The 24247-nt window shown below is 70.7% G+C and carries 18 protein-coding genes and 1 pseudogene; 14 read left to right on the top strand and 5 right to left on the bottom strand.

Annotated elements, in window-relative coordinates:
- Positions 1-79: 79 nt before the first annotated feature.
- Both IE262_RS02310 and IE262_RS02305 read left to right on the top strand, forming a co-directional pair.
- On the top strand, positions 80-1417 hold the full coding sequence (locus tag IE262_RS02310; protein WP_134042134.1) for a gluconate:H+ symporter: 1338 nt from the start codon (positions 80-82) through the stop codon (positions 1415-1417).
- Positions 1418-1474: 57 nt separating this feature from the next.
- Positions 1475-2803: an enolase C-terminal domain-like protein gene (locus tag IE262_RS02305; protein ID WP_189870868.1), complete on the top strand. Its 1329-nt coding sequence runs from the start codon at positions 1475-1477 to the stop codon at positions 2801-2803.
- Positions 2804-2837: 34 nt separating this feature from the next.
- Here the strand turns inward: IE262_RS02305 and IE262_RS02300 are convergent, their stop codons facing one another.
- The gene (locus IE262_RS02300) at positions 2838-3680 is read right to left on the bottom strand and encodes a (2Fe-2S)-binding protein (protein WP_189870866.1); all 843 of its coding nucleotides are present in this window, start codon (positions 3678-3680) and stop codon (positions 2838-2840) included.
- Between the two features lie 225 nt (positions 3681-3905).
- Here IE262_RS02300 and IE262_RS02295 point away from each other — a divergent pair.
- Positions 3906-4523, top strand: a pseudogene (locus IE262_RS02295) (type III PLP-dependent enzyme domain-containing protein); the annotation flags it as partial.
- Between the two features lie 110 nt (positions 4524-4633).
- Positions 4634-5833 carry a 4-hydroxybenzoate 3-monooxygenase gene (locus tag IE262_RS02290; RefSeq protein WP_189870864.1) on the top strand — a complete coding sequence of 400 codons (1200 nt, stop codon included), beginning with the start codon at positions 4634-4636 and terminating at the stop codon, positions 5831-5833.
- On the opposite strand, the gene IE262_RS02285 is transcribed toward IE262_RS02290, so the two are convergent.
- Positions 5827-7227, bottom strand: a complete 1401-nt coding sequence (locus IE262_RS02285) for a glycoside hydrolase family 43 protein (RefSeq protein ID WP_189870862.1) — start codon at positions 7225-7227, stop codon at positions 5827-5829. The genes IE262_RS02290 and IE262_RS02285 overlap by 7 nt on opposite strands.
- Before the next feature lie 363 nt (positions 7228-7590).
- On the opposite strand from IE262_RS02285, the gene IE262_RS02280 reads away from it, so the two are divergent.
- Complete coding sequence (locus IE262_RS02280; protein ID WP_229877054.1) at positions 7591-8967, top strand: NAD(P)/FAD-dependent oxidoreductase; 1377 nt, start codon at positions 7591-7593, stop codon at positions 8965-8967.
- 62 nt (positions 8968-9029) lie between these two features.
- On the opposite strand, the gene IE262_RS02275 is transcribed toward IE262_RS02280, so the two are convergent.
- Both IE262_RS02275 and IE262_RS02270 read right to left on the bottom strand, forming a co-directional pair.
- Entirely contained in the window at positions 9030-9422 is a 393-nt protein-coding gene (locus IE262_RS02275) for a DUF8129 domain-containing protein (protein WP_373304960.1), read from the bottom strand.
- Between the two features lie 108 nt (positions 9423-9530).
- The gene (locus tag IE262_RS02270; protein ID WP_189870860.1) at positions 9531-9893 is read right to left on the bottom strand and encodes a DUF6479 family protein; all 363 of its coding nucleotides are present in this window, start codon (positions 9891-9893) and stop codon (positions 9531-9533) included.
- Between the two features lie 152 nt (positions 9894-10045).
- Here IE262_RS02270 and IE262_RS02265 point away from each other — a divergent pair, with 152 nt between their 5' ends.
- The 8 genes from IE262_RS02265 to IE262_RS02230 all read left to right on the top strand — a co-directional run bounded on the left by IE262_RS02265 (position 10046) and on the right by IE262_RS02230 (position 19981).
- The gene (locus IE262_RS02265; RefSeq protein WP_189870858.1) at positions 10046-10426 is read left to right on the top strand and encodes a four-helix bundle copper-binding protein; all 381 of its coding nucleotides are present in this window, start codon (positions 10046-10048) and stop codon (positions 10424-10426) included.
- A gap of 150 nt (positions 10427-10576) precedes the next feature.
- A complete protein-coding gene (locus tag IE262_RS02260) occupies positions 10577-11767 on the top strand; it encodes an acyl-CoA dehydrogenase family protein (RefSeq protein ID WP_189870856.1) in 1191 nt (396 codons plus the stop codon).
- 152 nt (positions 11768-11919) lie between these two features.
- The gene (locus IE262_RS02255) at positions 11920-12702 is read left to right on the top strand and encodes an oxygenase MpaB family protein (protein WP_373304972.1); all 783 of its coding nucleotides are present in this window, start codon (positions 11920-11922) and stop codon (positions 12700-12702) included.
- Between the two features lie 61 nt (positions 12703-12763).
- Entirely contained in the window at positions 12764-15025 is a 2262-nt protein-coding gene (locus IE262_RS02250; RefSeq protein ID WP_189870852.1) for a serine/threonine-protein kinase, read from the top strand.
- Positions 15026-15139: 114 nt separating this feature from the next.
- The gene (locus IE262_RS02245; RefSeq protein ID WP_189870850.1) at positions 15140-16774 is read left to right on the top strand and encodes a phytoene desaturase family protein; all 1635 of its coding nucleotides are present in this window, start codon (positions 15140-15142) and stop codon (positions 16772-16774) included.
- Positions 16775-16890: 116 nt separating this feature from the next.
- Complete coding sequence (locus IE262_RS02240) at positions 16891-17082, top strand: DUF2795 domain-containing protein (RefSeq protein ID WP_189870847.1); 192 nt, start codon at positions 16891-16893, stop codon at positions 17080-17082.
- A gap of 239 nt (positions 17083-17321) precedes the next feature.
- Positions 17322-18434 (top strand): NAD(P)H-dependent flavin oxidoreductase, encoded by a 1113-nt coding sequence (locus IE262_RS02235; protein WP_189870845.1) that lies wholly within the window; start codon positions 17322-17324, stop codon positions 18432-18434.
- A complete protein-coding gene (locus IE262_RS02230; RefSeq protein WP_134042108.1) occupies positions 18431-19981 on the top strand; it encodes an acyl-CoA synthetase in 1551 nt (516 codons plus the stop codon). Before IE262_RS02235 ends, IE262_RS02230 begins: the two co-directional genes overlap by 4 nt.
- A gap of 121 nt (positions 19982-20102) precedes the next feature.
- Here the strand turns inward: IE262_RS02230 and IE262_RS02225 are convergent, their stop codons facing one another.
- Positions 20103-22514 carry a penicillin acylase family protein gene (locus tag IE262_RS02225; RefSeq protein WP_189870843.1) on the bottom strand — a complete coding sequence of 804 codons (2412 nt, stop codon included), beginning with the start codon at positions 22512-22514 and terminating at the stop codon, positions 20103-20105.
- Between the two features lie 208 nt (positions 22515-22722).
- On the opposite strand from IE262_RS02225, the gene IE262_RS02220 reads away from it, so the two are divergent.
- Complete coding sequence (locus IE262_RS02220) at positions 22723-24228, top strand: acyl-CoA synthetase (RefSeq protein WP_189870841.1); 1506 nt, start codon at positions 22723-22725, stop codon at positions 24226-24228.
- Positions 24229-24247 lie beyond the last annotated feature (19 nt).

The following is a 24247-nucleotide window of genomic DNA, read 5'->3' as shown; positions in this document are numbered from 1 at the left end:
CTTTTCAGTCCCCTCGCCGTACCCCCGAGGCGGTTCACGCACGCACCAGCACACCGCCAGTTCAAAGGAGAACTGACACATGCCGCTCGTCGTTGTGGGGATCAGTGTCCTGATCCTGCTCGTCCTGATGACGAAGCTCAAACTCAATGGTTTCGCCGCACTCCTCCTCGTGGCCGTGGGCGTCGCGGTGGTCCAGGGGATAGGCCTTGAGGACATACCGGAGGTCCTCTCCGAGGGCATCGGAAGCCAGATCGGCGACACCATGCTCACCATCGGGCTCGGCGCCATGGTCGGCCGGGTGATGGGGGACTCCGGTGCCGCCCAGCGGATCGCCGACAAGATCCTCGGCATCTGTGGCCCGCGCTGGGTCCAGGTCGCCATGGTGGTGACCGCCATGGTCATCGGCGTGACCATGTTCTACGAGGTCGCCTTCGTCATCATCGTCCCCGTCGCGTTCACCCTCGTACGGGTCACCCGGTCGAACCTGCTGTGGGTGGGGCTCCCCATGTCGATCGCCCTGTCCACCATGCACAGCTTCCTGCCGCCCCACCCGGGCCCGACCGCGGTGGCCGCGACCTTCCACGCCTCCGTCGGACTGACCCTGTTCTACGGCCTGTTCATCGCCGTCCCGATCGGTGCGCTCGTCGCCCTGCTGTGGCCGCGCATCCCCTTCGTCCGGGCGATGAACCCCTCCATCCCCAAGGGCCTGGTCAGCGAGCGCGTCTTCGAGGACGAGGAGATGCCCGGCATCGGCTGGTCCCTGGGGGTGGCCCTGCTGCCCGTGGTGCTGATCGCCGGGGCCGCGGTGACCGACCTGTCCACCTCCGCCTCGAACCCGCTGCTCCACTTCGTCGCCTTCATCGGGTCCGCGCCGATCGCCCTGCTGCTCACGCTGCTCGTCGCGATCTGGGCCTTCGGTCCGCGCATCGGCCGGAGCCTGACGGAGGTCAGCACCTCCTGCAAGGAAGCCGCCCAGGCGATGGCGATGATCCTGCTGGTGATCGGCGCGGGCGGAGCCTTCAAGAACGTCCTCGTCGAAGGCGGGATCTCCGACTACATCAAGGACACGACCGAGGGCTGGTCCATCTCGCCGATCATCCTGGCCTGGCTGATCGCGGCCATCCTCCGGGTGGCTCTCGGCTCGGCGACCGTGGCCGTCGTCACCGCCGCCGGTGTGGCGCTGCCGCTGCTCGCGGGCAGCGGTGTCCACCCCGAGGTCATGGTGCTGGCCGTGTCCTGCGGCTCGATCGCCTTCTCCCACGTCAACGACCCGGGCTTCTGGATGTTCAAGGAGTACTTCAACCTGTCCGTCCTGGACGCCATCAAGGCGCGCACCACCTACACCACGGTGCTCGCGATCCTCGGCCTGGGTGGCGTACTGGTGCTGGAACAGGTCCTCGACGCCCTCAGTATCTGACCGACCGCCGGCATGGCCTGCGTGTCGGCGAACCTCACGAGAATGGCACCGTCCGTCATGAGCCAGCCAGTCGTCACCAAGTTCTCCGTCCTCCCGGTCGCCGGCCGGGACTCCATGGCGCTCAACCTCTCCGGGGCGCACGCCCCCTACTTCACCCGCAACGTCGTCGTCATCGAGGACTCCGAGGGCCGTACGGGCCTCGGGGAGGTACCGGGCGGGGAGAAGATCACGCGGACCCTGCGTGACGCCGAGCCCCTCGTCGTCGGTGCGCGCGTGGGCGACTACAAGCGCGTCCTGCGCACGATGGAGGCGACGTTCGCGGACCGCGACCCGGGCGGCCGCGGCGCCCAGACCTTCGACCTGCGCACCACGGTGCACGCCGTCACCGCGGTCGAGTCGGCACTCCTGGACCTCCTCGGCCAGCATCTGGACCTCCCGGTCGCCGCCCTGCTGGGCGACGGCAAGCAGCGTGACGCCGTACGGGTCCTCGGCTATCTCTTCTACGTCGGCGACCCGGACCGCACCGACCTGGAGTACGTCCGTGAACCCGACTCCGCCGTGGACTGGTACCGGATCCGGCGCGAGGAGGCACTGACTCCCGAGGCGATCGTCCGACAGGCCGAGGCCACCTACGACCGGTACGGCTTCCACGACTTCAAGCTCAAGGGCGGCGTGCTGCCGGGCGACGAGGAGGTCAGGGCCGTCCAGGCGCTCAAGGAGCGTTTCCCCGAGGCCCGCATCACCCTCGACCCCAACGGCGCATGGACCCTGCGCGAGGCCGTCGAACTGTGCCGCCCCCTCGTCGGCACGCTCGCCTACGCCGAGGACCCCTGCGGGGCGGAGGACGGCTACTCCGGCCGTGAGATCCTCGCCGAGTTCCGCCGGGCAACGGGCCTGCCCACAGCGACCAACATGATCGCCACGGACTGGCGCCAGCTCACGCACGCCCTGGCCCTGCAGTCGGTCTCCATCCCGCTCGCCGACCCCCACTTCTGGACCATGCAGGGGTCGGTACGGGTCGCGCAGCTCTGCAACGCCATGGGGCTGACCTGGGGTTGCCACTCCAACAACCACTTCGACATCTCCCTGGCGATGATGGCGCACTGCGGGGCCGCCGCGCCCGGCGAGTACAACGCCCTCGACACCCACTGGATCTGGCAGGAAGGACTGGAGCGGCTCACCGTCGAACCGCCGCGGATCGTCGGCGGCGAGGTCGCCGTCCCCGACATGCCCGGCCTCGGCCTCCGGCTCGACATGGACCGTCTCCGCGCGGCCCACGAGCTCTACAAGGAGAAGGCGCTGTCGGGCCGCGACGACGCGATCGGGATGCAGTACCTGATCAAGGACTGGACCTTCGACAGCAAGCGTCCCTGTCTCGTGCGCTGAGCGCGGTGGAGCCGCTCCCCGCTTCGGGTGCGGCTCATCCGCCGAGCCGGCGCAGCCGTTCCGCGTCACAGGTACGGGGGCACGTGGAGCAGGCTTCGCCGGGACGGATCGTGTAGTAGAGGCAGCAGCTGGTGCGGGTGCGGGTCGGGTGTTCGCGGCCGTCGGCGGTGCGCAGAGGGCGGAAGCCCGCGCCGCCGGGGAAGGGCGCCAGGGCGGAGGGCAGTACCTCGGTCGCGGCCCGTACAGCGGTGGCCTCCTCGCCGAGCACCCGGCCGAGATACCAGATGCCCGAGACCAGATCGTCGGCGACCATGCCCCACAGGGCGCGTGAGCCACGCCGTGTGTACGGGCCGATCGCGTCCAGCACCGGACCCATGTGAGTGGCGACCGCCTGCCTCAACTCGCCCCGCAGCGCGTCCTCCTGAGCCACGGGCAGCGCACCCGACAGTGCGACGGCCGGGTCGTCCGGCAGGCAGACGAGGCGGGCGCCCGGCGTGATGTCGAACGCCCCCGAGGCGAGGTCGATCCGTACGTCCTCGGGTGCGATGCGCGGCACCCTTCGTTCCAGATACCAGACACCGCCCATCAGCAGGCCCACCGACCAGGCGTAGTCGTGGAGGGCGCGCGAGGCGGCGACATGGCGGGGTGCGGTGTGGCCGTAGCGCTCCCGAATCCGTGCGGCCTCGGCGTCGACGAAGGCCTCGGCCCCCTCCTGACCCTCCATCAGACACGGCCTCAGGGGGCCCGGCCGTCCGCCGTCCGTGACGTGCACCGACAGCACCTCGCACAGGGAGGTCAGGCGCCGGTACGACGTGGCGAGGAGTCCGGGCACGTCCGTGTCGGCTTCTGCCGGCGCGAGATCGAGGGCCAGGGTCATCGGAACTCCAGAGAGTGAGATGCAGAGCGAAACAAGAAGGTAAGCCTTACCTTATTCTGAAGATCGAGTGCTGATGACCAAGGAGGTCGCGTGACGGCGGGCAAGGTGGTGCACTTCGGTGACCTGCGACTTCCTCACAGGTCTGGGAAGCGGATGCTCGCCGAAGTGGCGGAGGCCGGCGGTGTCGAGCTGCCGGGGAGCTGAAGCAGCCGTGAGAACTGAAACGGCCTCGACCCGTCCCAGACGGCCCCGATACTCCGCGCCCTCACGGACGGCACCCACCCACAGCTCGAACTCCGGGGCATCCACGCCCACTTGGCCAGCGGGCTCGACGCCGCCGACCTCCTGGCGATGGCCCGAGCCATCGTGACCTGGGCGGCGGGACTGGCAGCCCCGCTCAGCGAGGTGAACGTCGGCGGCGGTATGACGGTGGACTACGCGCAGCCCGAGAGCCGCTTCACTCACGGCGTACTGCGGCTGGTACGCCACCGAGGTGCTGGAGGTGAAGCACAGCCACGGTGAGGAGTTCGCGGTCGTCCGAGGCGGCACGCACCATCTGCGCACCCCCGCGACCAAGGGGCACGACCAGCCGTGCTCGGTGCTGGAGATGGACGCCTGGCCCCACCCCTGGCCACGCCCGGCGGGCAGCGGCGACCGTGTCACGCTCACCGGCCAGCTGTGCACCCCGAAGGACGTCCTCGCCCGGCACGTCCACGCCCCGGGGCTGCGGGCCGGGGACCGGGTGGTGTTCGCCCTGGCGGGGGCGTACGCGTGGAACATCTCCCCTCACGATTTCCTGATGCACCCGCGCCCGGGTTCCACTTCCTGGACGCTGGGGGCTGAGGGTTGGGGGCCGTTGACAGAGGATGAGCGGGAGCGCAAACTCACGCCCCAGTGAGTGAAGGCCGTTTCACTGCGCGAACACGCTCGTCCTCGCCGTCGAGGAGACGTCCATGCACACGACCGTCGGGATCATCGGCGGCGGCCCCTCCGGGCTGCTGCTCGCCCGCCTGCTGCACAACGCCGGGATCGACAGCGTCGTCCTGGAACGCCGCGACCGGGCCTACGTCGAGCAGCGGCAGCGGGCGGGGATCCTGGAGCAGGCCACCGTGGACGTCCTGCGCGCCGCGGGCGCGGGGGAGCGGCTGGAGCGCGAGGGCATGCCCCACGACGGCATCGAGCTGCGCTACGGCGGTCGTTCCCACCGGGTGGACTTCCCGGAACTGACGGGCGGGCGCCGGGTGTGGGTCTACGCCCAGACCGAAGTGGTGAAGGACCTCGTCGCCCTCCAACTCGCCGACGGCGGACCGCTCCGCTTCGAGGCGGAGGTGCACGCGGTGGAGGGCGCCACGGCATCGGTCCGGACAGGGGACCGCCCGGTGATCCGCTACACCCACGAGAACCGTGAGAAGACCCTGACCTGCGACTACGTGGTCGGCTGCGACGGCTTCCACGGCGTGACCCGGGGCGCCCTGCCCGAGGGCGTGCTGACGACGTACGAGCGGACCTACCCGTACTCCTGGCTGGGCATCCTCGCCGACGCGCCGCCCGTCTACCAGGAGCTGATCTACGCCCACTCCGAGCGCGGCTTCGCCCTGGCGAGCATGCGCTCCGAGTCCGTCAGCCGGCTCTACCTCCAGGTGCCGGGCGGCACGGACCAGGCCGACTGGTCCGACGAGCGGATCTGGGACGAGCTGGACGCCCGCTTCGCCCTCGACGCGAACCCGGAATGGCGACTCAAGCGCGGCACCGTCACGTCCAAGGCGGTGCTGCCGATGCGCAGCCATGTCACCGAGCCGATGCGGTACGGCCGGGTCTTCCTGGCGGGCGACGCCGCGCATATCGTGCCGCCCACCGGCGCCAAGGGCCTCAACCTGGCCGCCGCCGACGTCATCGTCCTGGCCCGCGCCTTCGCGCACCTGAAGGAGACCGGTTCGACCGGCCTGCTGGACGCCTACTCCGACACCTGCCTGCGCAGAGTGTGGCGCGCCGAGCACTTCTCGTCCTTCATGACGACGACGTTGCACACAGACCCGGAGCAGTCGCCCTTCGACACGAGACTCCAGCTCTCCCAGCTCGACCGCATCGCGACGTCGGAGCACGCTGCGGCCGAGCTGGCGGAGAACTACACGGGGTTGCCGCTCGGTCAGTAGCCGACGCGGAAGGTCGCGTCCTGCCGGTCGGTCGTCGTCGAGATCGGGTCGACGCGCAGGACGTAGTCGGAGTGCCGGATGTAGCGGGTCGGGTTGTTGTACGAGCGGAAGGACGCCCAGCCGGAGTCCGCGAGGCCGGCCGTTCGATGGAAGGTCGCGTCCGCCGCGAACGTCGATGTGCCGTCGTTGAGGTCGAGGCGCAGCTCGTAGTTGTAGTGCCGCAGATAGCGGGTGGGGTAGTTGACCGACTGGAAGGACACGGCGGAGCTGTCGGCGAGACCGGGCACGAGCTTCCACTGGGAGTCGGAGGGCAGGTCGAACGGGTAGGCGTCGATGCGGCCGACGAAGTTGGCGTGGCGGACGTAACGGGCCGGTTGGTTGTAGGACTTGAGCCGGTTCCAGGCAGGCGCGCCCCACTTGGCGAGCAGGTTGTTGTACTCGGTGCTGGTGATGGTCGTGATGCCACAGTGCTTGGAGTTGACCGGCTGGGTGTAGGTCTTCTGGTCGAGGGCGGTCCAGGTGCCGGAGGCGAGGTCGGACGTCTGCCATGCGTAGAAGACGCCGTTCGGTGTGTAGGTGTCTCCCCACAGGTACCAGGTGTTCGAGGTCAGGGACTTGAACACGGTGGGTGCCTCGGTGCCGCCGTGCGCGACACCAGTGCTGAACTCGGTGAAGCTCCCGGGGTTGAGTGAGGTGGAGCGTGCGCCGACCAGGGTCTGGTTCTTCTTGAAGTAGAGATAGTTGACGCCGCCCACGCCGACGGTCATGTTGCCGTCGATGACGTCGTAGCCCGGGTCGAAGAAGACCTGCGGGGCGGAGGCCGTGATGAAGTCGCTGGTGTAGTTCACCATGATCACGTTGTGCCCGCTGGAGTTCACCGATGAGTAGATGACCGCATACTGTCGCCGTCCGGCGTCCCAGAACGCCTCGGGAGCCCAGCTGTGGGTGGTCATGTCGTGCAGCTTGAGGCGGCGGTACCCGGTGAAGGTGCGCAGGTCGGCGGAGTCCCAGACGTGGATGTACTGGCTGTTGTAGCTCCAGTCGGTGCCCTTGAGGTCCGTGGCGAGGACGACGAAGGTGCCGTCCTGCTTGCGCATGAGGAAGGGGTCGCGCAGTCCGAGCGCGCCCGCGGTGGGGGCGGCGACCGGGTTGTTCTGGTTCAGTGGCGTCCAGTTCAGCCCGTCGGGGCTGACCGCGAGGTGGAGACCGTAGTCGGTGCCCTCGCCGAGGTTCGTCGACTCGGTGAAGTAGCACATCACATAGGCCGAGTCGGCGGCGTGAGCCGTGCCCGCGCCGAGGCTCATCACGCCGGTCATGGCCAGGGGAGTGGCGGCGGCCATGCCGAGGAAGAGCCGGCGCGACGGCTGGGGGCCCGGGTGGGATGGTGCGCTCATCTGGTCTCCAATGGGCGTGCGGGAGCCGGGGAATTGAGAGATGACCGGTATTTCGAACGGAGTTCGGTGAATCGATCAGAAGGTAGGGGTGTGGTGCGGACACGTCAATTGTTCTGTCGTTCTTCGGTGATCTCTGTGAACGCGGTGGTGCGCGGCACACCGGCGAAGAGGCGCGGTGACGGGCGGACGCGCTCCCGCCCGGTGCCGGTGCGCCACGATGCGCCCGTGGAAACAGGCCGGAATCCCCTCAGTCATCTCTCGCCCGCGAGAAACTGGACGTTCGGGACCGCTGTGCTGGATCAGGGGAGCGAGGGCGACGTGAACTCTGCACAACAGGCGGGGAGTCGGGGCAGGAGCCGCTCGGTGGGCCGTCATGCGGTGGTCGTGGGAGGCGGCGTCGCGGGGCTGCTCGCGGCCCACGTCCTCGCCGAACACGCCGACCGGGTGACGGTCGTCGAGCGCGACCGGTACCCCGAGGGGGCCGGTCCACGCCCCGGGGTACCGCAGAGCCGTCACCCGCACGTCCTGATCGAAGGCGGGCAACGGGCTCTGGACGCGTTGCTGCCGGGGTTCACGGACGAGTTGCGCGCGGCGGGCGCGCCCCGGGTCGGGATGCCGTCCGACATGGCGCAGTGGCAGGCGGGGCGCTGGTTCCGGCGGGTTCCGGCGTCGATACACATCTTCACCGGCTCGCGCCTGCAGTTCGAGGAACTGCTACGGCGGCGGGTGCTCGCCCACCCGGCCGTCACCACGCTGGAGTCGACGGACGTCGTGGGGCTGCTCGGCGACGCGTCGCGGGTCCGGGGCCTACTGGTGCGCGAGCGCGGCGACGGCGCCCGCAAGGAGGAGCGCCCGCTGGAGGCGGATCTGGTCGTGGACGCCTCCGGGCGCGCCACGAAGGCCCCGCAGTGGCTCACCGCGATCGGCGCGGACGCCCCGCACGAGGAGACCATCGACACCGGTCTCGCCTACGCCTCACGGGTCTACCGCGACACCGACGGGACCCTGAGCGGCGACACGCCCGCCGTTTACGTCATCCCGAACCCCGAGCAGACCTACGGAGCCGTCGTCCTGCCCCTGGAGGACGGCAATCATCTGGTCACTTTCTCGGGCCTGCGCGGCGACGAACCGCCCACGGGCGATGACGAGTACCTGGCGTACGCGAAGCGGCTTCCGCACCCCTTGGTGTACCGCTGGCTGCGCGAGGCCGAGCCGCGGTCGCCGGCGTTCGGGTTCCGCCAGACGGCCAACGTACGGCGCCGGTACGACCTGCCCGGCCGGCGTCCCGCGGGCTTCCTGGCCGCCGGGGACGCGCTGTGCACGTTCAACCCGGTCTACGGCCAGGGCATGTCCGTCGCGGCGATGACCGCCGTGGCCCTGCGTGACGCGCTCGCCGACGGGCGCCGGACACCGACGACACGCCGGGTGCAGCGCGCCCTCCTCGCGGCGTCCCGGCAGGCCTGGGACATCTCGGCCGGGGCGGACAGGAACATGCCGGGCGCCCTCGGGAACGCGGTCGCCTCACGGGTCGTGGACCGGCCCGTCGGCTGGTATCTGCGCCGGGTCGAGGAGCGCACCCCCGGCGACCCCGTGGTGGGCGAGGCCTTCCGCTCGGTGCTGTCGCTGAAGGCGCCGGTCAGCGCGCTGTTCACGCCGCAGGTGGCCCGGGCCGTGTTGTTCGGCCCGCCCGCCCCCACACCCGCCGAGCCCCCGATGTCACGGGAGGTGCAGGACACCTGACGGCGACCGCTCCGAGCGCTACGTCAGCGGCGGTCTGGAACTGGCCCGTGCCGACGCATGGGTCACCGCCATGTGCGATCGGCCCTCGGCCGGCCGCGCTGGTCGGGGGTCCCGTGGGGCGTCGGGCTGGGCGGCTGCGGTGATGTCGCCGGCGACACCGGCGACCCCGCGTTGGGCCGCCCGGGCCCTTCGGGGCGTACGGCGCCGGGGTCGCCGGAGGTCGGCTCGGCACCGGAGAGAAGCTGTTCCAGGCGCGCCGTCAGCAGTTCGGTCACCGGGAGGCGGTGGGCGTGGGCCCGCTCGTAGGCGAGCACCTCCTCCACCTCGTCGGCGGTGAGCGCGCGGACGCGGCTCTCCAGACTCCCGATCGGCAGGTGGTCGTAGTCGGGCAGTGGCAGCGCGGCGCGCTCGGCCATGTTTCTCACCGCCCAGGTGTCCTCGGTGTACTCGGTCATGACTCTGGTGACAGCAGGCTGATCGGGGGCCGGCCTGCGGCCTAGGCCCTGTCGTCAAACTCCCGCTGTCCGCCCGGAGGGCGGCAGGCGGGAGTTTGACGACAGGGCCTAGTGGGCGCCCAGGCCGCCACTGCCGAAGGAGCCACCGCTGCCCTTGCTCCAGCGCGGCCGCTGCTTCGACGTGCTCGGCCGGGAGCCCAGGTTGCCGTGCACCTGGTAGGGCGTGAGCCGGAGCTCGCTCCGGGGTATCTCGTCGGGTTCGCGGTACGCCTGCTCCTCGCGGACAGCGCCGCTCTCCGGCAGCCGGGGCTGCTCCTCCCGGCTCGGCCGGCGTGGCTCACGGCTGCGTACGCGGTTGCCCATCCAGAAGGCACCGCCCAGCAGCACCACCACGATCAGGCCCATGACGCCCGCCCAGAGGCCGACCAGCGCGCTTCCACCTGCAGCGAAATACAGCCATTCCGTACTCATGTATGGCGAATACCCCTGTAGACGTCAGTGAACCAGCTCATGTTCAGCGGGATGCAACAGTCATCGAACGGCTTCGTTCCGTGCGCCAGGCGCTCGCGAATGCGTCAAGAACGAGCGGGTTTGATGGGTTTCCGCTCGGCTACCCGCCCGTTGTGACATCGACGAAGACTTCTCAGCAGGAGCTCTTCCGGTTTCTTGAGGACCGCTTCGCGTGCGCACAGGCGTGCACGGAGTGTGCGCGGGCGTGCGCCCTGAGCGCAAGCCTCGCCGATCCGGACGGGCCCACGGACCAGGAACGCATACGGCGCAAGGGCATCATGTGCGCGGAGGTGTGCGACGCGACGTGCCGGGTGCTCTCCGAGCAGATCCACCAGGACGAGACCGCGCTCCGGGCTCAGGTGGAGTGGTGCCGGGAGATCTGCCTGGAGTGCGCCCACGCCTTCGACGCCCACCCCGGCGCCGAGGGCAGCGCCCAGTCCTGCCGCGACTGCGCCCGCGCCTGCACGGACTTCCTCACGACACTCGCCGCTTGATACGGGGAGCTGTCCGAGGCGGAGACCGCGCGCCGCGGACTCCGGGTCTCTTCGGGCTCCTGGCCCACTCGCCCTTCGTTGTTCCCAATTACTGGAACACGTTCTACGGTGTGCGCCGTCAGGTCCGGCCTTGGGGAGCCAGGAGGCGCCGTGCATCTGGAATACACGCCCGAGCAGCAGCGGCTGCGCACCGAACTGCGCGCCTACTTCGGCGAGTTGGTGCCGGACGACGTGCACGCCCGGCACGCCGGACCGGCTGCCCAGAAGCGCTTCTACCGCGAGACGATCCGGCGCCTCGGCACGGACGGCTGGCTCGGTGTGGGCTGGCCGAAGGAGTACGGCGGGCGCGGGCTGACGCCCATGGAGCAGTTCATCTTCTTCGACGAGGCGGCCCAGGCGGGCGTCCCGCTGCCCCTGATGGCGCTCAACACGGTCGGCCCGACGATCATGCGGTTCGGCAGTGAGGAACAGAAGACCTACTTTCTGCCGCGCATCCTCTCCGGCGAGATCGACTTCGCGATCGGCTACAGCGAGCCCGACGCGGGCACGGACCTCGCCTCGCTGAAGACCCGAGCGGTCAGGGAGGGCGACGAGGCCACCGGCCACTACACGGTCAACGGCCAGAAGATCTGGACCACGAACGGCGACACCGCGGACTGGGTGTGGCTGGCCGTGCGCACCGACCCGGACGCCCCGCCCCACAAGGGCATCACGATGCTCCTGGTCCCGACCACGGACCCCGGCTACTCCTGCACCCTGATCAACACCCTCGCCTCGCACGACACCACCGCCAGCTACTACGAGAACATCCGCGTCCCCGTCTCCCGCCGCGTCGGTGAGGAGAACAAGGGCTGGCGGCTGATCACCAACCAGCTCAACCACGAACGCGTCACCCTCGCCGCCCACGGCACCATGGCCATCCGCGCCCTGCACGACGTGCAGCGCTGGGCCATGGAGACCAAGCTCGCCGACGGCCGCCGCGTCGTCGACCTGCCCTGGGTGCGCCGCCGCCTCGCCCAGACCCATACGAAGCTCGACGCGATGAAGCTGCTCAACTGGCAGATGGTGAACGCCGTCCAGGAAGGCACCCTCACCCCCCAGGACGCCTCCGCCGTCAAGGTCTACGGCTCCGAGGCGCGCCGCGAGGCCTACGCCTGGCTCATGGAGATCGTCGCCGCGGCCGGCCCCCTGAAGGACGGCTCCGCGGGCTCCGTCCTCCACGGCGAACTGGAACGTGGCTACCGCTCCGCCGTGATCTTCACCTTCGGTGGCGGCAACAACGAGATCCAGCGCGAGATCATCTCCTGGATCGGTCTGGGGATGCCCCGTGTGCGCCGTTAGCCCGACTGCTTCCCGTCACAGGCGCAGGCCGAGGGCGACACGAGTGACACCCCGTGGCCGCGGGCACATCTGACTCCGTGGACGCTCTTCGCACAGATGCTCAGGGGCTGTTCGGGGCCGACTCGGTGACCTGGCAGGTGCACGGCGACCCGATGATGTGGGTCGCCGGCATCCGCGCCCTGTACCTCCAGGCCCTCCACCCGCGGGCGGTGCGCGGTGTCATGCAGAACTCCGACTTCCGGCGCGACGCGTGGGGCCGGCTGATGCGGACCGCCACCTTCGTCGGCACGATCACCTACGGCACCGCCGAGGCCGCGGAGCGCGCGGGCGCCCGCGTACGGAAGATCCACAGCAAGCTCTCGGCGACCGACCCCGACACGGGGGAGCGGTACCCGGTCGACGAGCCGGAGCTGCTGCGGTGGGTGCACTGCGCCGAGATCGACTCCTACCTGCACGTCCTGCGGTGCTCGGGGTTCCCCTTCACGGACGCCGCGGCCGACCGGTACATCGCCGAACAACGCATCGCCGCCGAACTGGTGGGCCTGGACCCCGACGAGGTCCCGGGCGATCGGGAGGAGTTGGCCGCCTACTTCACACAGGTGCTGCCGGAGCTGGCTGCCGGACCCGAGGCACGGGAGGTCGACGACTTCCTGCGCACACCCCCCACGCACACGTTGCTCGTTCCGGCGCGCGCCCTGCTGTGGCGGCGCGTGGCGAACCTGGCGTACGCCTCCCTGCCGCCGTACGCCCATGAGCTGTATGGCAGGCGGGCCCCGTCACCGGCCGTGGTGACCCGGCGCCTGCGCCTCACCGGCACCCTCCTGCGCTGCGTTCCCGCACGTCTGCGCTGGCAACTCCCGCCCAAACACATCATCCGCGCCATGCGACGGCTCGGTCCCGGTTCGCGCCCGGCACCGTACAAAGTCGTGCGATAGCCCGCCATACTGGACGAGCCAGGGGAGGGCGGGGCCGGACACACGGGGGCGATCGCAGGCGATGGGGGACACCAGGCTGATCCAGGGCCGGTATCGGATGCTTGATCTGATCGGGCGCGGCGGGATGGGCGAGGTCTGGCGCGCGAGAGACGAGTCACTGGGCCGGCACGTCGCCGTGAAGTGCCTCAAACCCCTGAACACGCAACATGACCCCGCCCTGACGCGGGTACTGCGGGAGCGGTTCCGCCGCGAGGCCCGCGTGGCCGCCGCACTCCAGCACCGCGGAGTGACCGTCGTCCACGACTTCGGGGAGGCCGACGGGGTGCTCTACCTCGTCATGGAACTCCTGGAGGGCCGTAATCTCAGCCAGCTCCTGGAGGACAACAAGCAGCACCCGCTGCCCGTCGACGACGTCGTCGAGATCGCCGAGCAGGCTGCCGCCGCCCTCGCCTACACCCACCAGCAGGGCATCGTGCACCGCGACCTGAAGCCCGCGAACATCATGCGGCTCACCGAAGGCACGGTGAAGATCTGCGACTTCGGCATAGCGCGCCTCGGCCACGACATCGGCTTCACCTCACGCCTCACCGGCACCGGTATCGCCATGGGCACCCCTCACTACATGTCGCCGGAGCAGATCGGCGGCGACCAGGTCGACCACCGCAGCGACCTGTACTCGTTCGGGTGCGTGCTGTACGAGATCGCCACGGGCGTACCGCCGTTCGACCTCGACGACGCGTGGGCGGTCCTCGTCGGCCACCGCGACACCCCGCCGGAGCCGCCGCGCAGCCACCGCCCCGAGCTGCCCGAGTACATGGAGCGGACGATCCTGGACCTGCTCGCCAAACAGCCGGACGAACGACCGCAGGACGCCCGGGAGCTGGGCCGCAGGATCCATGAGGGCCGCACGGCGTCCTTCCGCGTCCCGACGGTGGTGCCGCGCCCCGTCCCCTCCTCGGCTCAGGCGCACCAGGTAGCGCCGTCGGCCGGGCAGCGCCCCGAGCAGCTCCTGTCCCGGGAACCCCGCCTGCCGTCCTGGACCCGGGGCATGACCACCGGCCACAAGGCGGCGGGCAGAGGACTGCGCAGCACCCCGCCGGACGCCTCGGCGGGCCTCACCGGCGACTGGATCGTCCGCCCCGCCACAGGCCGTACCGAGGAACCCGTCCGCACCGACCGCCCCGCCCCGCCCCCCGAGGTCGTCAGCGCCCTGGCGGGCCGGCACAACGCGGGCCTCAGCCTGGGCCGCCTCGGCCGCTGGACGGAGGCGGGCGCGGTACACCGCGCGGTCGCCGCCGAACGCGAGCACGTCCTCGGCCCCGACCACCCCGACACCCTCGCCAGCCGCTACGAGGTCGGCTTCACCCTCAGCCGCACCGGCCGCCCCGCCGACGCCCTGCGCGAGTACACGCACGTGGCCCGGACCCGGGAGCGGGTGCTCGGCCCCGACCACCCCGACACCCTCACCGTCAGGCAGGAAACGGCGTACGTGCTCGGCCGGCTGGGGCGGCACTTCGAGGCCCACCAGGCGTACGCCTCCGTCCTCGCGGCGCGCGAGCACACCATGGGCCCCGACCACCCCGACACCCTCCGCTGCCGCCACAACCTCGCCTTCAACCTGAGCCGGCTCGGGCGCCTGGAGGAGTCGTACGCGATGGCGTCCGACGTGGCCCGCGCCCGCGCCCGGGTGCTCGGCCCGAACCACCCCGACACCCTTGTGACCCGGTACGAGGTCGCCTATCTGCTCGGCCAGTTGGGGCGCTGGCCGGAGGCGCTGCGCATGTACCAGGAGGTCGCCGAGTCCCGCGCCCAGGCCCTCGGTCCCGATCACCCGGACACCCTCGCCAGCCGCTACGAGGTCGGCATCAGCCTCGGCCGGCTCGGCCGCAGCGCCGACGCGCTCACGCTCTACCGGGCCCTCGTCGACGACCGGACCCGCGTCCACGGCCCCGCCCACGCCGAGACCCTGCGCGCCCGCCACGGCCTCGGCGTGAACCTCGGCCGGCTCGGCCGCTGGGAGGAGGCCCTCGCCGAGTCGCGCGACGTGTGCGCCCTGCGCGAGCGCGTCCTCGGCCTCGACCACCCGGACACCCTGGTCAGCTGTCGCGAGGTCGCCGTCGGCCTGGGCTGGCTCGGCCGCTGGCCCGACGCCCTCACCGAGTACCGGCGGGTGGCCGACGCCCGCGAGCGCGTCCTCGGCGCCGCCCACCCCGACGCCCTCGCCAGCCGCAACGACGAGGCCCACTGCCTGGAGCAGCTGGGACGCGGCACGGAAGCGGTGGAGCTGTATCGCAGAGTGGCGGAGCTGCGACAGCGGCCCTGAGGGACGGTCCGCCCGCGCACCGGGGGTTCCGGCGGCCGCTGGGCCACCTGCCCCGCCCCTCTGGCCGGTCCGGATCGCCGCGTGTTACGAAGAGCCATGCCAGTACACAGAGCCATGCCAGTCCATGAGGGATCCGTACGTGAGCAATCCGTACGCGAGCAATCCGTACGTGGGGAATCCGTACGTGAGGGACGCCGGTCGTACGACGCCGTGATCGTCGGCGGCGGCCACAACGGGCTGGTCGCAGCCGCCTACCTCGCCCGCGCCGGACGGTCGGTGCTCGTGCTGGAGCGGCTGGCGACCACCGGGGGCGCCGCCGTGTCCACCCGGCCGTTCGCCGGGGTCGACGCGCGGCTGTCGCGCTACTCGTACCTGGTCAGCCTGCTGCCCCGGAAGATCGTCCGCGACCTCGGTCTGGACTTCAGGGTCCGCGGCCGCACGATCTCCTCGTACACGCCCGTGGAACGCGACGGGCGCCCCACCGGACTCCTCGTGGGCGGTGGTGAGCGGCGCACGCGGGAGGCGTTCGCGCGGCTGACCGGCTCGGACCGCGAGTACCAGGCCTGGCAGCGCTTCTACGACATGACGGGCCGAGTCGCCCAGCGGGTCTTCCCCACCCTGACGGAGCCGCTGCCCACCCGCGACGAGCTGCGCGCCCGCGTCGACGACGAGGACGCCTGGCGGACGCTCTTCGAAGAGCCGATCGGCCTGGCCATCGAGGAGCACTTCAGCGACGACCTGGTCCGCGGCGTCGTCCTCACCGATGCCCTGATCGGCACCTTCGCCGATGCCCACGACCCCGCCCTGCCACAGAACCGCTGCTTCCTCTACCACGTGATCGGCGGCGGAACGGGCGCCTGGGACGTACCGGTCGGCGGCATGGGCGCCCTCACCGACGCGCTGGCCACGGCCGCGAGGGACGCGGGCGCCGTGATGGCCACAGGCCACGAGGCGGTGCGGATCGAGACCGACGGGCGAACCGCCGAGGTCACGTACCGCACGGCGGACACGGAGAGCGTGGTCGCCGCCCGCCATGTCCTGGTGAACGCCTCCCCCCAGGAACTGGCCGTCCTCACCGGGGACGAGCCCCCCACCCCCGCCGAGGGCGCGCAGCTCAAGGTCAACATGCTGCTCACCCGGCTGCCCGCGCTGCGCGACACCTCGGTCGACCCGCGCCACGCCTTCGCCGGGACCTTCCACATCGCCGAGGGCTACGAGCAACTGGCGACCGCGTACGCCGAGGCGGCGGCCGGGACGCTGCCCGCGGCCCCACCCTCGGAGATCTACTGCCACTCGCTCACCGACCCGACCATCCTCGGCCCCGGTCTGGTCGAACAGGGCTTTCAGACGCTCACCCTCTTCGGACTGCACACACCCGCCCGGCTCTTCACGCACGACAACGACTCCGTCCGTGAGGAACTGCTGAAGTCGACCCTCGCCCAGCTCGACGCGCACCTCGCCGAACCGATCAGCGACTGTCTGGCCACCGATGCCGAGGGCCGTCCGTGCATCGAGGCCAGGACCCCGCTCGACCTGGAGCGCGGCCTGCGGCTGCCGGGCGGCAACATCTTCCACCGCGAGCTCTCCTGGCCCTACGCCCAGGACGGCACGGGCCGCTGGGGCGTGGAGACCCGGCACCCGAACGTCCTGCTGTGCGGCGCGGGCGCGGTGCGCGGCGGCGGAGTCAGCGGGGTGCCCGGCCACAACGCGGCGATGGCGGTGCTGGAGACCCTGGGGGCGGCGTCATGATCCGGGCGTCGAGCCGCATGCATCGCGCCCGTGCGGGTAGTGCGGACGATGCCTGATTCTGTACGCCACGGCGGCTCCGCACGGCGGAGCGGCCGACGCACCACAGGGAGGCTCGCATGGCCGAGCTCAGCCCCACTGACCTGCAGAAGGCACTCAAGGGCGCGGAGTACCCGACGGACAAGAAACACCTCGTCGAGCGCGCTCGTGAGAACCATGCCGACGACAAGGTCGTGAGCCGCCTCAACGGCCTCAAGAGGGATCGCTTCGACGGGCCGAACGAGGTCCAGAAGGCCGTCTTCAGCGAGTAGCGGCCACTGGCCGGCCAGGGTGGGCCGGACGCGGCCGGTCGTCTTGCGGCCGACGCCGTCCAGCCCGCCGTATTCACAGCGCGCGGCATCCGTCGCGCGCTTCTCGTCGGCCCCCGCGCACCGCAGAGGCCCGGGGGAGGCGCACCGCGCAGTAGGGGAGGCGCACTGCGGAGCAGCAAATCTGACGCCTCATCAGAAAACCCCTTCCTTCGTCCGGAGGACTGCGGCATCCTGCGCCCATGCAGACGGAGCTGAGCAAGACACTGGGAGTCGAGCACGCCGTCTTCGGCTTCACGCCGTTCCCCGCCGTCGCCGCGGCCATCAGCCGGGCCGGCGGCTTCGGGGTGCTCGGCGCGGTCCGCTACACGGCCCCCGACGAACTCAAACGCGACCTCGACTGGATCGAGGCCCACGTCGACGGCACGCCGTACGGCCTGGACGTCGTCATGCCGGCCAAGAAGGTGGAAGGCGTCACCGAGGCCGACGTAGAGGCGATGATCCCGGAGAGCCACCGGCAGTTCGTCAAGGACACCCTCACCCGGTACGGCGTGCCCGAACTCGCCGAGGGCGAGGCCTCCGGATGGCGTATCACCGGTTGGATGGAGCAGGTCGCCCGTACCCAGCTCGACGTCGCCTTCGACTATCCGATCAAGCTGCTCGCCAACGCGCTCGGCTCACCGCCGGCCGATGTCATCGACCGCGCCCACGAGCAGGACGTGCTCGTCGCCGCGCTCGCGGGCAGCGCCCGGCACGCCCGCAAGCACGCGGACGCGGGCATCGACATCGTCGTCGCGCAGGGCTACGAGGCAGGCGGCCACACCGGCGAGATCGCCTCCATGGTGCTCACCCCCGAAGTCGTGGACGCCGTCGACCCGTTGCCCGTCCTGGCCGCGGGCGGCATCGGCAGCGGCCGGCAGGTGGCGGCCGCACTCGCTCTCGGCGCCCAGGGTGTGTGGCTGGGCTCCCTGTGGCTGACCACCACCGAGGCGGAGCTCCCCTCACCCCGGCTGATCGAGAAACTGCTCGCCGCCGGATCGGGCGACACCGTCCGCTCCCGCGCGCTCACCGGAAAGCCCGCACGTCAGCTCCGTACCGAATGGACCGACGCCTGGGACGACCCCGACGGGCCGGGCGCCCTCCCCATGCCGATGCAGGGCCTGCTGGTCGCCGAGGCCGTCTCCCGCATCCAGAAGTACGAGGTGGAGCCGCTCCTTGGCACCCCGGTCGGGCAGATCGTCGGCCGGATGAACAGTCAGCGCAGCGTCCAGGCGGTCTTCGACGACCTCACGCGAGGCTTCGAGAAGGCCGTCGACCGCGTCAACCGGATCGCCGGAAGGAGTGCGGAGCAGTGAGCCAAGCCCCCCACGGTTTCTGGGCCCAGGCCGCCGCGGACCCGGACCGCACGGTCATCGTGGCGCCCGACGGCGAGGAGTGGACCGCCGGTCGCCTCCACGCGGACGCCAACCGCCTTGTCCACGGGCTGCGCGCGGCCGGACTGGAACGCGGCGACGCCTTCGCGGTCGTGCTCCCGAACGGGGTGGAGTTCTTCACCGCGTACCTGGCCGCCAGCCAGGCCGGTTTCTACCTCGTCCCCGTCAACCACCACTTCGTCGGCCCCGAGATCGCCTGGATCGTGTCCGACTCGGGCGCCAAGGTGCTGATCGCGCACGAGCGGTTCGCCGAGGCCGCGCACTACGCCGCCGACGAGGCCGGGCTGCCCGGCAGCCACCGGTACGCGGTCGGCACGGTCGAGGGCTTCCGCCCGTACGGCGAACTCCTCGACGGACAGCCGGAGTCGGCGCCCTCCGACCGCACCCTCGGCTGGGTCATGAACTACACCTCGGGCACGACCGGCCGCCCGCGAGGCATCCGGCGCCCGCTGCCCGGCAGGCTCCCCGAGGAGTCCTACCTCGGCGGCTTCCTCGCCATCTTCGGCATCATGCCGTACGACGACAACGTCCACCTCGTCTGCTCGCCGCTCTACCACACGGCGGTCCTGCAGTTCGCGGGCGCGTCCCTGCACATTGGGCACCGGCTGGTGCTGATGGACAAGTGGACACCGGAGGAGATGCTCCGGCTGATCGACACCCACCGGTGCACACACACCCATATGGTCCCCACACAGTTCCACCGCCTCCTGGCGCTGCCGGACCACATCAGGCAGTCGTACGACGTGTCGTCCATGCGGCACGCCATCCACGGCGCCGCCCCCTGCCCGGACCATGTGAAGCGCGCCATGATCGAGTGGTGGGGACACAGCGTCGAGGAGTACTACGCGGCCAGCGAGGGAGGCGGCGCCTTCGCCACCGCCGAGGACTGGCTGAAGAAGCCCGGCACCGTCGGCAAGGCCTGGCCCATCAGCGAGCTCGCCGTCTTCGACGACGACGGCAACCGGCTGCCGCCCGGTGAACTCGGCACCGTCTACATGAAGATGAGCACCGGCGGATTCTCGTACCACAAGGACGAGACCAAGACGAAGAAGAACCGCATCGGCGACTTCTTCACCGTCGGCGATCTCGGCTACCTCGATGAGGACGGCTACCTCTTCCTCCGCGACCGGAAGATCGACCTGATCATCTCCGGAGGCGTCAACATCTATCCGGCCGAGATCGAGGCCGCGCTGCTCACCCACCCCGCCGTCGCCGACGCCGCCGCGTTCGGCATCCCGCACGACGACTGGGGCGAGGAGGTGAAGGCCGTGGTCGAGCCCGCCCCGGGTTTCCTGCCGGGCCCGACGCTCGCCGAGGAGATCCTGAACCACTGCGCGCGTCGGCTCGCCGGATACAAACGACCCAAGAGCGTCGACTTCATCGAGGCAATGCCCCGCGACCCCAACGGCAAGCTCTACAAACGGCGCCTTCGCGAGCCGTACTGGGAGGGACGGGCCAGGACGGTGTGACCCGGACCGCCTGCGGCCCTACAGGGGGACCGGCAAGGCGGCAACGGGCGGGATGAGTGTGGTGCCGCCACAGGTAGCGGCACCACACTTCCACCCGTCACACGACTCAGCGCTACACGACTCAGCGCTGTTCGCTGACCCGGACAACCGTGAGCTTCGGCGAGGACAGGATGTCCTTCTCGCAGAAGCGCGACGTCACCCACCGCTCACCGGAGAACAGCCGCGTCTGGTCGCTGTAGTGCGGCGAGTTCGGGTTCGACGACTGGGAGTACGTCAGCAGGGTGCGCGCCACCGGGCAGCTGCTGCCGTCCCAGCCGACCGCCTGGAGGTGGCTGGAGCCGAACGGCACCTCCGTATAGCCGCCGCCCGCCGCGTTCCACGTCGGTTCGAGCACGTTCCACACGCCGAGCCTCCCCGAGCCGCCGGGCACCGGGACGCGCTCGCCGCCACGGACGACGAACTGGTGCGCGCCGAGCTGCGCGTCCAAGGAGATGCCCGCGGCCCGCAGTTCCGCCACCGCGTCGGCGAGGGCCGTGGCGAATCCGGGTGCGTCCGTGTTCAGCGTGTTCGGCGTACGTACCGGGTCCGCCGCCGAGAACGGCACCTTCCACAGCCCGCTCGGGGGCAGCTTCCGCCAGAACCGGTCGAAGAGCAGCGCACCCCGGCTGCCGGTGTCCATGGTGCGATCCCAGGCCTTGATGACCTCGCACGCCTGCGACACGTCCACGGCCTTGCCGTCACTGCCCGTCGTCGTACCGCCGGGCAACGCGGCACAGGCCCGCGCCACGTCCTCGGCGGCGAGGTCACCCGCCGGTACCCGGTTGGCGAACTGCTGCCGCTCCAGGTCCCGTACGGTCAGATCCCCCCGCTCGGCCATCGCCGCCACATCCTCGATGCCGCCGCGGGTGCGCAGACCGAGCTCGGTGCCCACGGTGCCGAAGATCCGCTCGTACCCGGTGATCGGCTGGTCGGCGTTGGTCATCCAGGGAGTGCCGTTGGAGTTCTCCACGTACGGCGCGTCCTTCAGCGTCGGCATCCTCGACGGTCCGAGGATGCCCGGCGTCACGGCGTCGGGGTCGCTGCCGAGGGCGCAGTCGCCGCGCGAGCCGTCGAGGACCGCGATCCCGGACGCCGGATACGTGGTCCTGCCGAGCTCCGTCGAGCAGCGCTCCGCCAGCTCGTCGGTGATCCGCGGGACCACCTGCGACTGGGTGAAGAGGGAGTGCCCCGCGCGGTCGGCGGCGAGCGTGTTCACCCAGGGGATGCCCTGGTGCCGGGCGAGGGACTTCAGCACGTCGTCCGTGCTGCGCGCCTTGCCGAAGCCGAGCGAGGTGTCGGCGAAGCGCAGGTTCGCCGCGTTGGGGTCGTACAGGGCGTACGCGTGCGTGGTGGTCCACGGCAGCGGGACCTGGGGGCTGAGGGAGGTGACGACAGGGCCGTAGCGGGTCCACCACTGGGTGCGGGTCACCGACGTGCCGTCCTTGACGGGCACCGTCACGCTCCGCTTCGTCATGCGCTCCGGCTTACCGTCCACGAGGTACGTGGTCGGATCGGCCGGATCCAGCGTCAGCTGGTGGAAGTTGGCCGGAATGCCGGTCGAGACCGTGTGGCTCCACGCCACATGTGCGTTGAACCCTATGGAGATCGTCGGAAGTCCGAGCAGAGTGCCACCCGAGACGTTCAGCTCACCGGGGATCGTCTGCTGCGACTGCCAGAACCGGCGCCCGCCCTCCCAGGGATAGTGGGGGTTTCCCAGCAGCAGCCCTCGCCCGTTCGCCGTCGTGTCGCCGCGGAAGGCGACCGCGTTCGAGCCCATGTCGCCCGTGCCCCACAGCTCGCGCGCCGCTGTGGCGACCGCCTTCGCGCCCGGTGTGCGCGAGGCCGCCGAACCGACGGCGGTGGCGGACCCGGAAGGCGGCTGCGCGGTCGCGATGGTGTCCACGAAGCGTCCCTCGCCCGAGATCACGGCGACGGCGTAGCCGCGGACGGCCACGTCGAGCTCGGTGACCGGCCGGATCCAGGAGGCGCCCGCGCACGCGGGGTCCGTGATCTTGTTCTGCTTCAGCCAGGCGTTGTAGCCCGCCGCCCAGCCGCGCATCATGTCCCGGACCTCGCGGCCCGGTCCCACCGGGGCGGGTTCGGTGAGCAGTTTCTCCACGGTGCGGCTCTCGCGGACACCCCGGAAGTACAGGTCGCTGGTCAGGTTCGTACGGGCCGCCGAGAGTTCGCCGTCGGCGACCGCGTCGGCGCCGAAGTGCCGTGAGCGCTCGCCGCGCAGGGTCACGAAGCCCTCGGCGAGCGTGCACACCTCGTCGGCGGCCTGCGCCCAGCCCTCGCCGAAGCCGAGGTCCGCGTAGTTCTCGGCGAGAATGTGCGGGATGCCGTACTCGGTGTAGCGGATGACGGCGGACAGGCCGCCGTTCGACGGGTTCTCCTGACGGTCCGTGGCGCCGGCCGCGGCGGCCGGCAGGGAGCCGGCGGCGGTGAACAGGGCCACGGCCGTCACGACGAGACGTCTCAGACGGGTGCGCAAAACGAGCCTCCCAACGTCCTGTAGGGAAGGGGAGGTTGAGCGTAACAACGGGTAAGGTCCGGTGTCCGTACGTACGTTCGGGTCACGACGGGGTTGATCCACTTCAGGCCATGTGTGCCGACTTCGGCCCGTGTGCGTGCTGCGCTTGACCGCGCTCGCGCGGCGCGACGAGGATCACGCCATCGCAAGCGGGACTGAAGGAGCAGGCATGACGGTGGTGGCCGGTCGCAACGTGACGGTGGACGGGGTACTGCGACGCAGCGCCCGGCGGACTCCCGCCCGCGTCGCGGTCCACTACGGCGAACGGTCCTGGACGTACGCGGCGCTGGAGGACGCCGTCGCCCGTGCCGCCCAGGTGCTGCGCGACACCGGGCTCGCCCCCGGCGACCGCGTCGCAGCCTACGGCCACAACTCGGACGCGTACCTGATCGCCTTCCTGGCCTGTGCCCGCGCCGGTCTGGTCCACGTCCCCGTCAACCACAACCTGACCGGCGACGACCTGACGTACATCCTCGACCAGTCCGGCAGCACACTCGTCCTCACCGACCCGCACCTGGCGGACCGCCTTCCCGGTTCCGTCCGTACCCTGGCGCTGCGCGACACCGACGACTCACTGCTCGCACGGCTCGACACCACCGCCCCGTACGACGGGGACGAGCCGCGTGCCGAGGACCTCACACAGTTGCTGTACACCTCGGGCACCACCGCGCTCCCCAAGGGCGCGATGATGACGCACCGGGCGCTCGTGCACGAGTACCTCAGCGCGATCGCCGCCCTCGACCTCCAGGCGGGGGACCGGCCCGTGCACGCGCTTCCGCTGTACCACTCGGCGCAGATGCACGTCTTCCTGCTGCCGTACCTGGCGGTGGGGGCCGAGAACGTCATCCTCGACGCACCCGACGGCGACACGCTCTTCGACCTGATCGAGTCCGGCCGGGTGGACAGCGTGTTCGCCCCGCCCACCGTGTGGATCGGTCTGTCCAACCGCCCCGACTTCGCGACCCGCGACCTCGGCGGACTGCGCAAGGCGTACTACGGGGCGTCGATCATGCCGGTGCCCGTCCTGGAGCGGCTGAAGGAGCGACTGCCCAAGCTGGCCTTCTACAACTGCTTCGGGCAGAGCGAGATCGGCCCCCTGGCCATGGTCCTCGGGCCGTACGAACACAAGGGACGGATGGACTCCTGCGGGCGGCCCGTGCTGTTCGTCGAGGCGCGGGTCGTCGACGACTCCGGCACGGACGTGCCCGACGGGGAGCAAGGGGAGATCGTCTACCAGTCGCCGCAGTTGTGCGAGGGCTACTGGGAGAAGCCGGACGAGACGGCCGAGGCCTTCCGCGACGGCTGGTTCCACTCCGGTGACCTCGCCGTGCGCGACGCCGAGGGGTTCTTCACGATCGTGGACCGGGTGAAGGACGTCATCAACTCCGGTGGCGTCCTCGTCGCCTCGCGCCAGGTCGAGGACGCGCTCTACACGCACGAGCAGGTCGCCGAGGTCGCGGTGATCGGCCTCCCCGACGAGAAGTGGATCGAGGCCGTGACCGCCGTGGTCGTCCCTCGCGGTGAGGTGACGGAGGACGACCTCCTGGCCCACGCCCGCGAGAAACTCGCCGGTTTCAAGGCCCCCAAGAGGGTCCTGTTCGTGGACGAACTGCCACGCAACGCAAGCGGAAAGATCTTGAAACGAGAGCTGCGGAACCGGTTCGCGGAGTCCTGAGGGCGGTCGTGCCCGCGGC

It is taken from the genome of Streptomyces bluensis (genome assembly GCF_014650715.1).
Lineage (GTDB): Bacteria > Actinomycetota > Actinomycetes > Streptomycetales > Streptomycetaceae > Streptomyces > Streptomyces bluensis.
This window is presented reverse-complemented; position numbering and strand designations above follow the sequence as displayed.

What these genes read in the sequence shown, in the direction of transcription:
- IE262_RS02300 (WP_189870866.1), bottom strand. Translation starts at nt 3,680, where the DNA reads ATGACCCTGGCCCTCGATCTCGCGCCGGCAGAAGCCGACACGGACGTG.
- IE262_RS02285 (WP_189870862.1), bottom strand. Translation starts at nt 7,227, where the DNA reads ATGAGCGCACCATCCCACCCGGGCCCCCAGCCGTCGCGCCGGCTCTTC.
- IE262_RS02245 (WP_189870850.1), top strand. Translation starts at nt 15,140, where the DNA reads ATGCCAGTCCATGAGGGATCCGTACGTGAGCAATCCGTACGCGAGCAA.
- IE262_RS02270 (WP_189870860.1), bottom strand. Translation starts at nt 9,893, where the DNA reads ATGAGTACGGAATGGCTGTATTTCGCTGCAGGTGGAAGCGCGCTGGTC.
- IE262_RS02310 (WP_134042134.1), top strand. Translation starts at nt 80, where the DNA reads ATGCCGCTCGTCGTTGTGGGGATCAGTGTCCTGATCCTGCTCGTCCTG.
- IE262_RS02240 (WP_189870847.1), top strand. Translation starts at nt 16,891, where the DNA reads ATGGCCGAGCTCAGCCCCACTGACCTGCAGAAGGCACTCAAGGGCGCG.
- IE262_RS02290 (WP_189870864.1), top strand. Translation starts at nt 4,634, where the DNA reads ATGCACACGACCGTCGGGATCATCGGCGGCGGCCCCTCCGGGCTGCTG.
- IE262_RS02250 (WP_189870852.1), top strand. Translation starts at nt 12,764, where the DNA reads ATGGGGGACACCAGGCTGATCCAGGGCCGGTATCGGATGCTTGATCTG.
- IE262_RS02220 (WP_189870841.1), top strand. Translation starts at nt 22,723, where the DNA reads ATGACGGTGGTGGCCGGTCGCAACGTGACGGTGGACGGGGTACTGCGA.
- IE262_RS02255 (WP_373304972.1), top strand. Translation starts at nt 11,920, where the DNA reads ATGATGTGGGTCGCCGGCATCCGCGCCCTGTACCTCCAGGCCCTCCAC.
- IE262_RS02305 (WP_189870868.1), top strand. Translation starts at nt 1,475, where the DNA reads ATGAGCCAGCCAGTCGTCACCAAGTTCTCCGTCCTCCCGGTCGCCGGC.
- IE262_RS02275 (WP_373304960.1), bottom strand. Translation starts at nt 9,422, where the DNA reads ATGACCGAGTACACCGAGGACACCTGGGCGGTGAGAAACATGGCCGAG.
- IE262_RS02235 (WP_189870845.1), top strand. Translation starts at nt 17,322, where the DNA reads ATGCAGACGGAGCTGAGCAAGACACTGGGAGTCGAGCACGCCGTCTTC.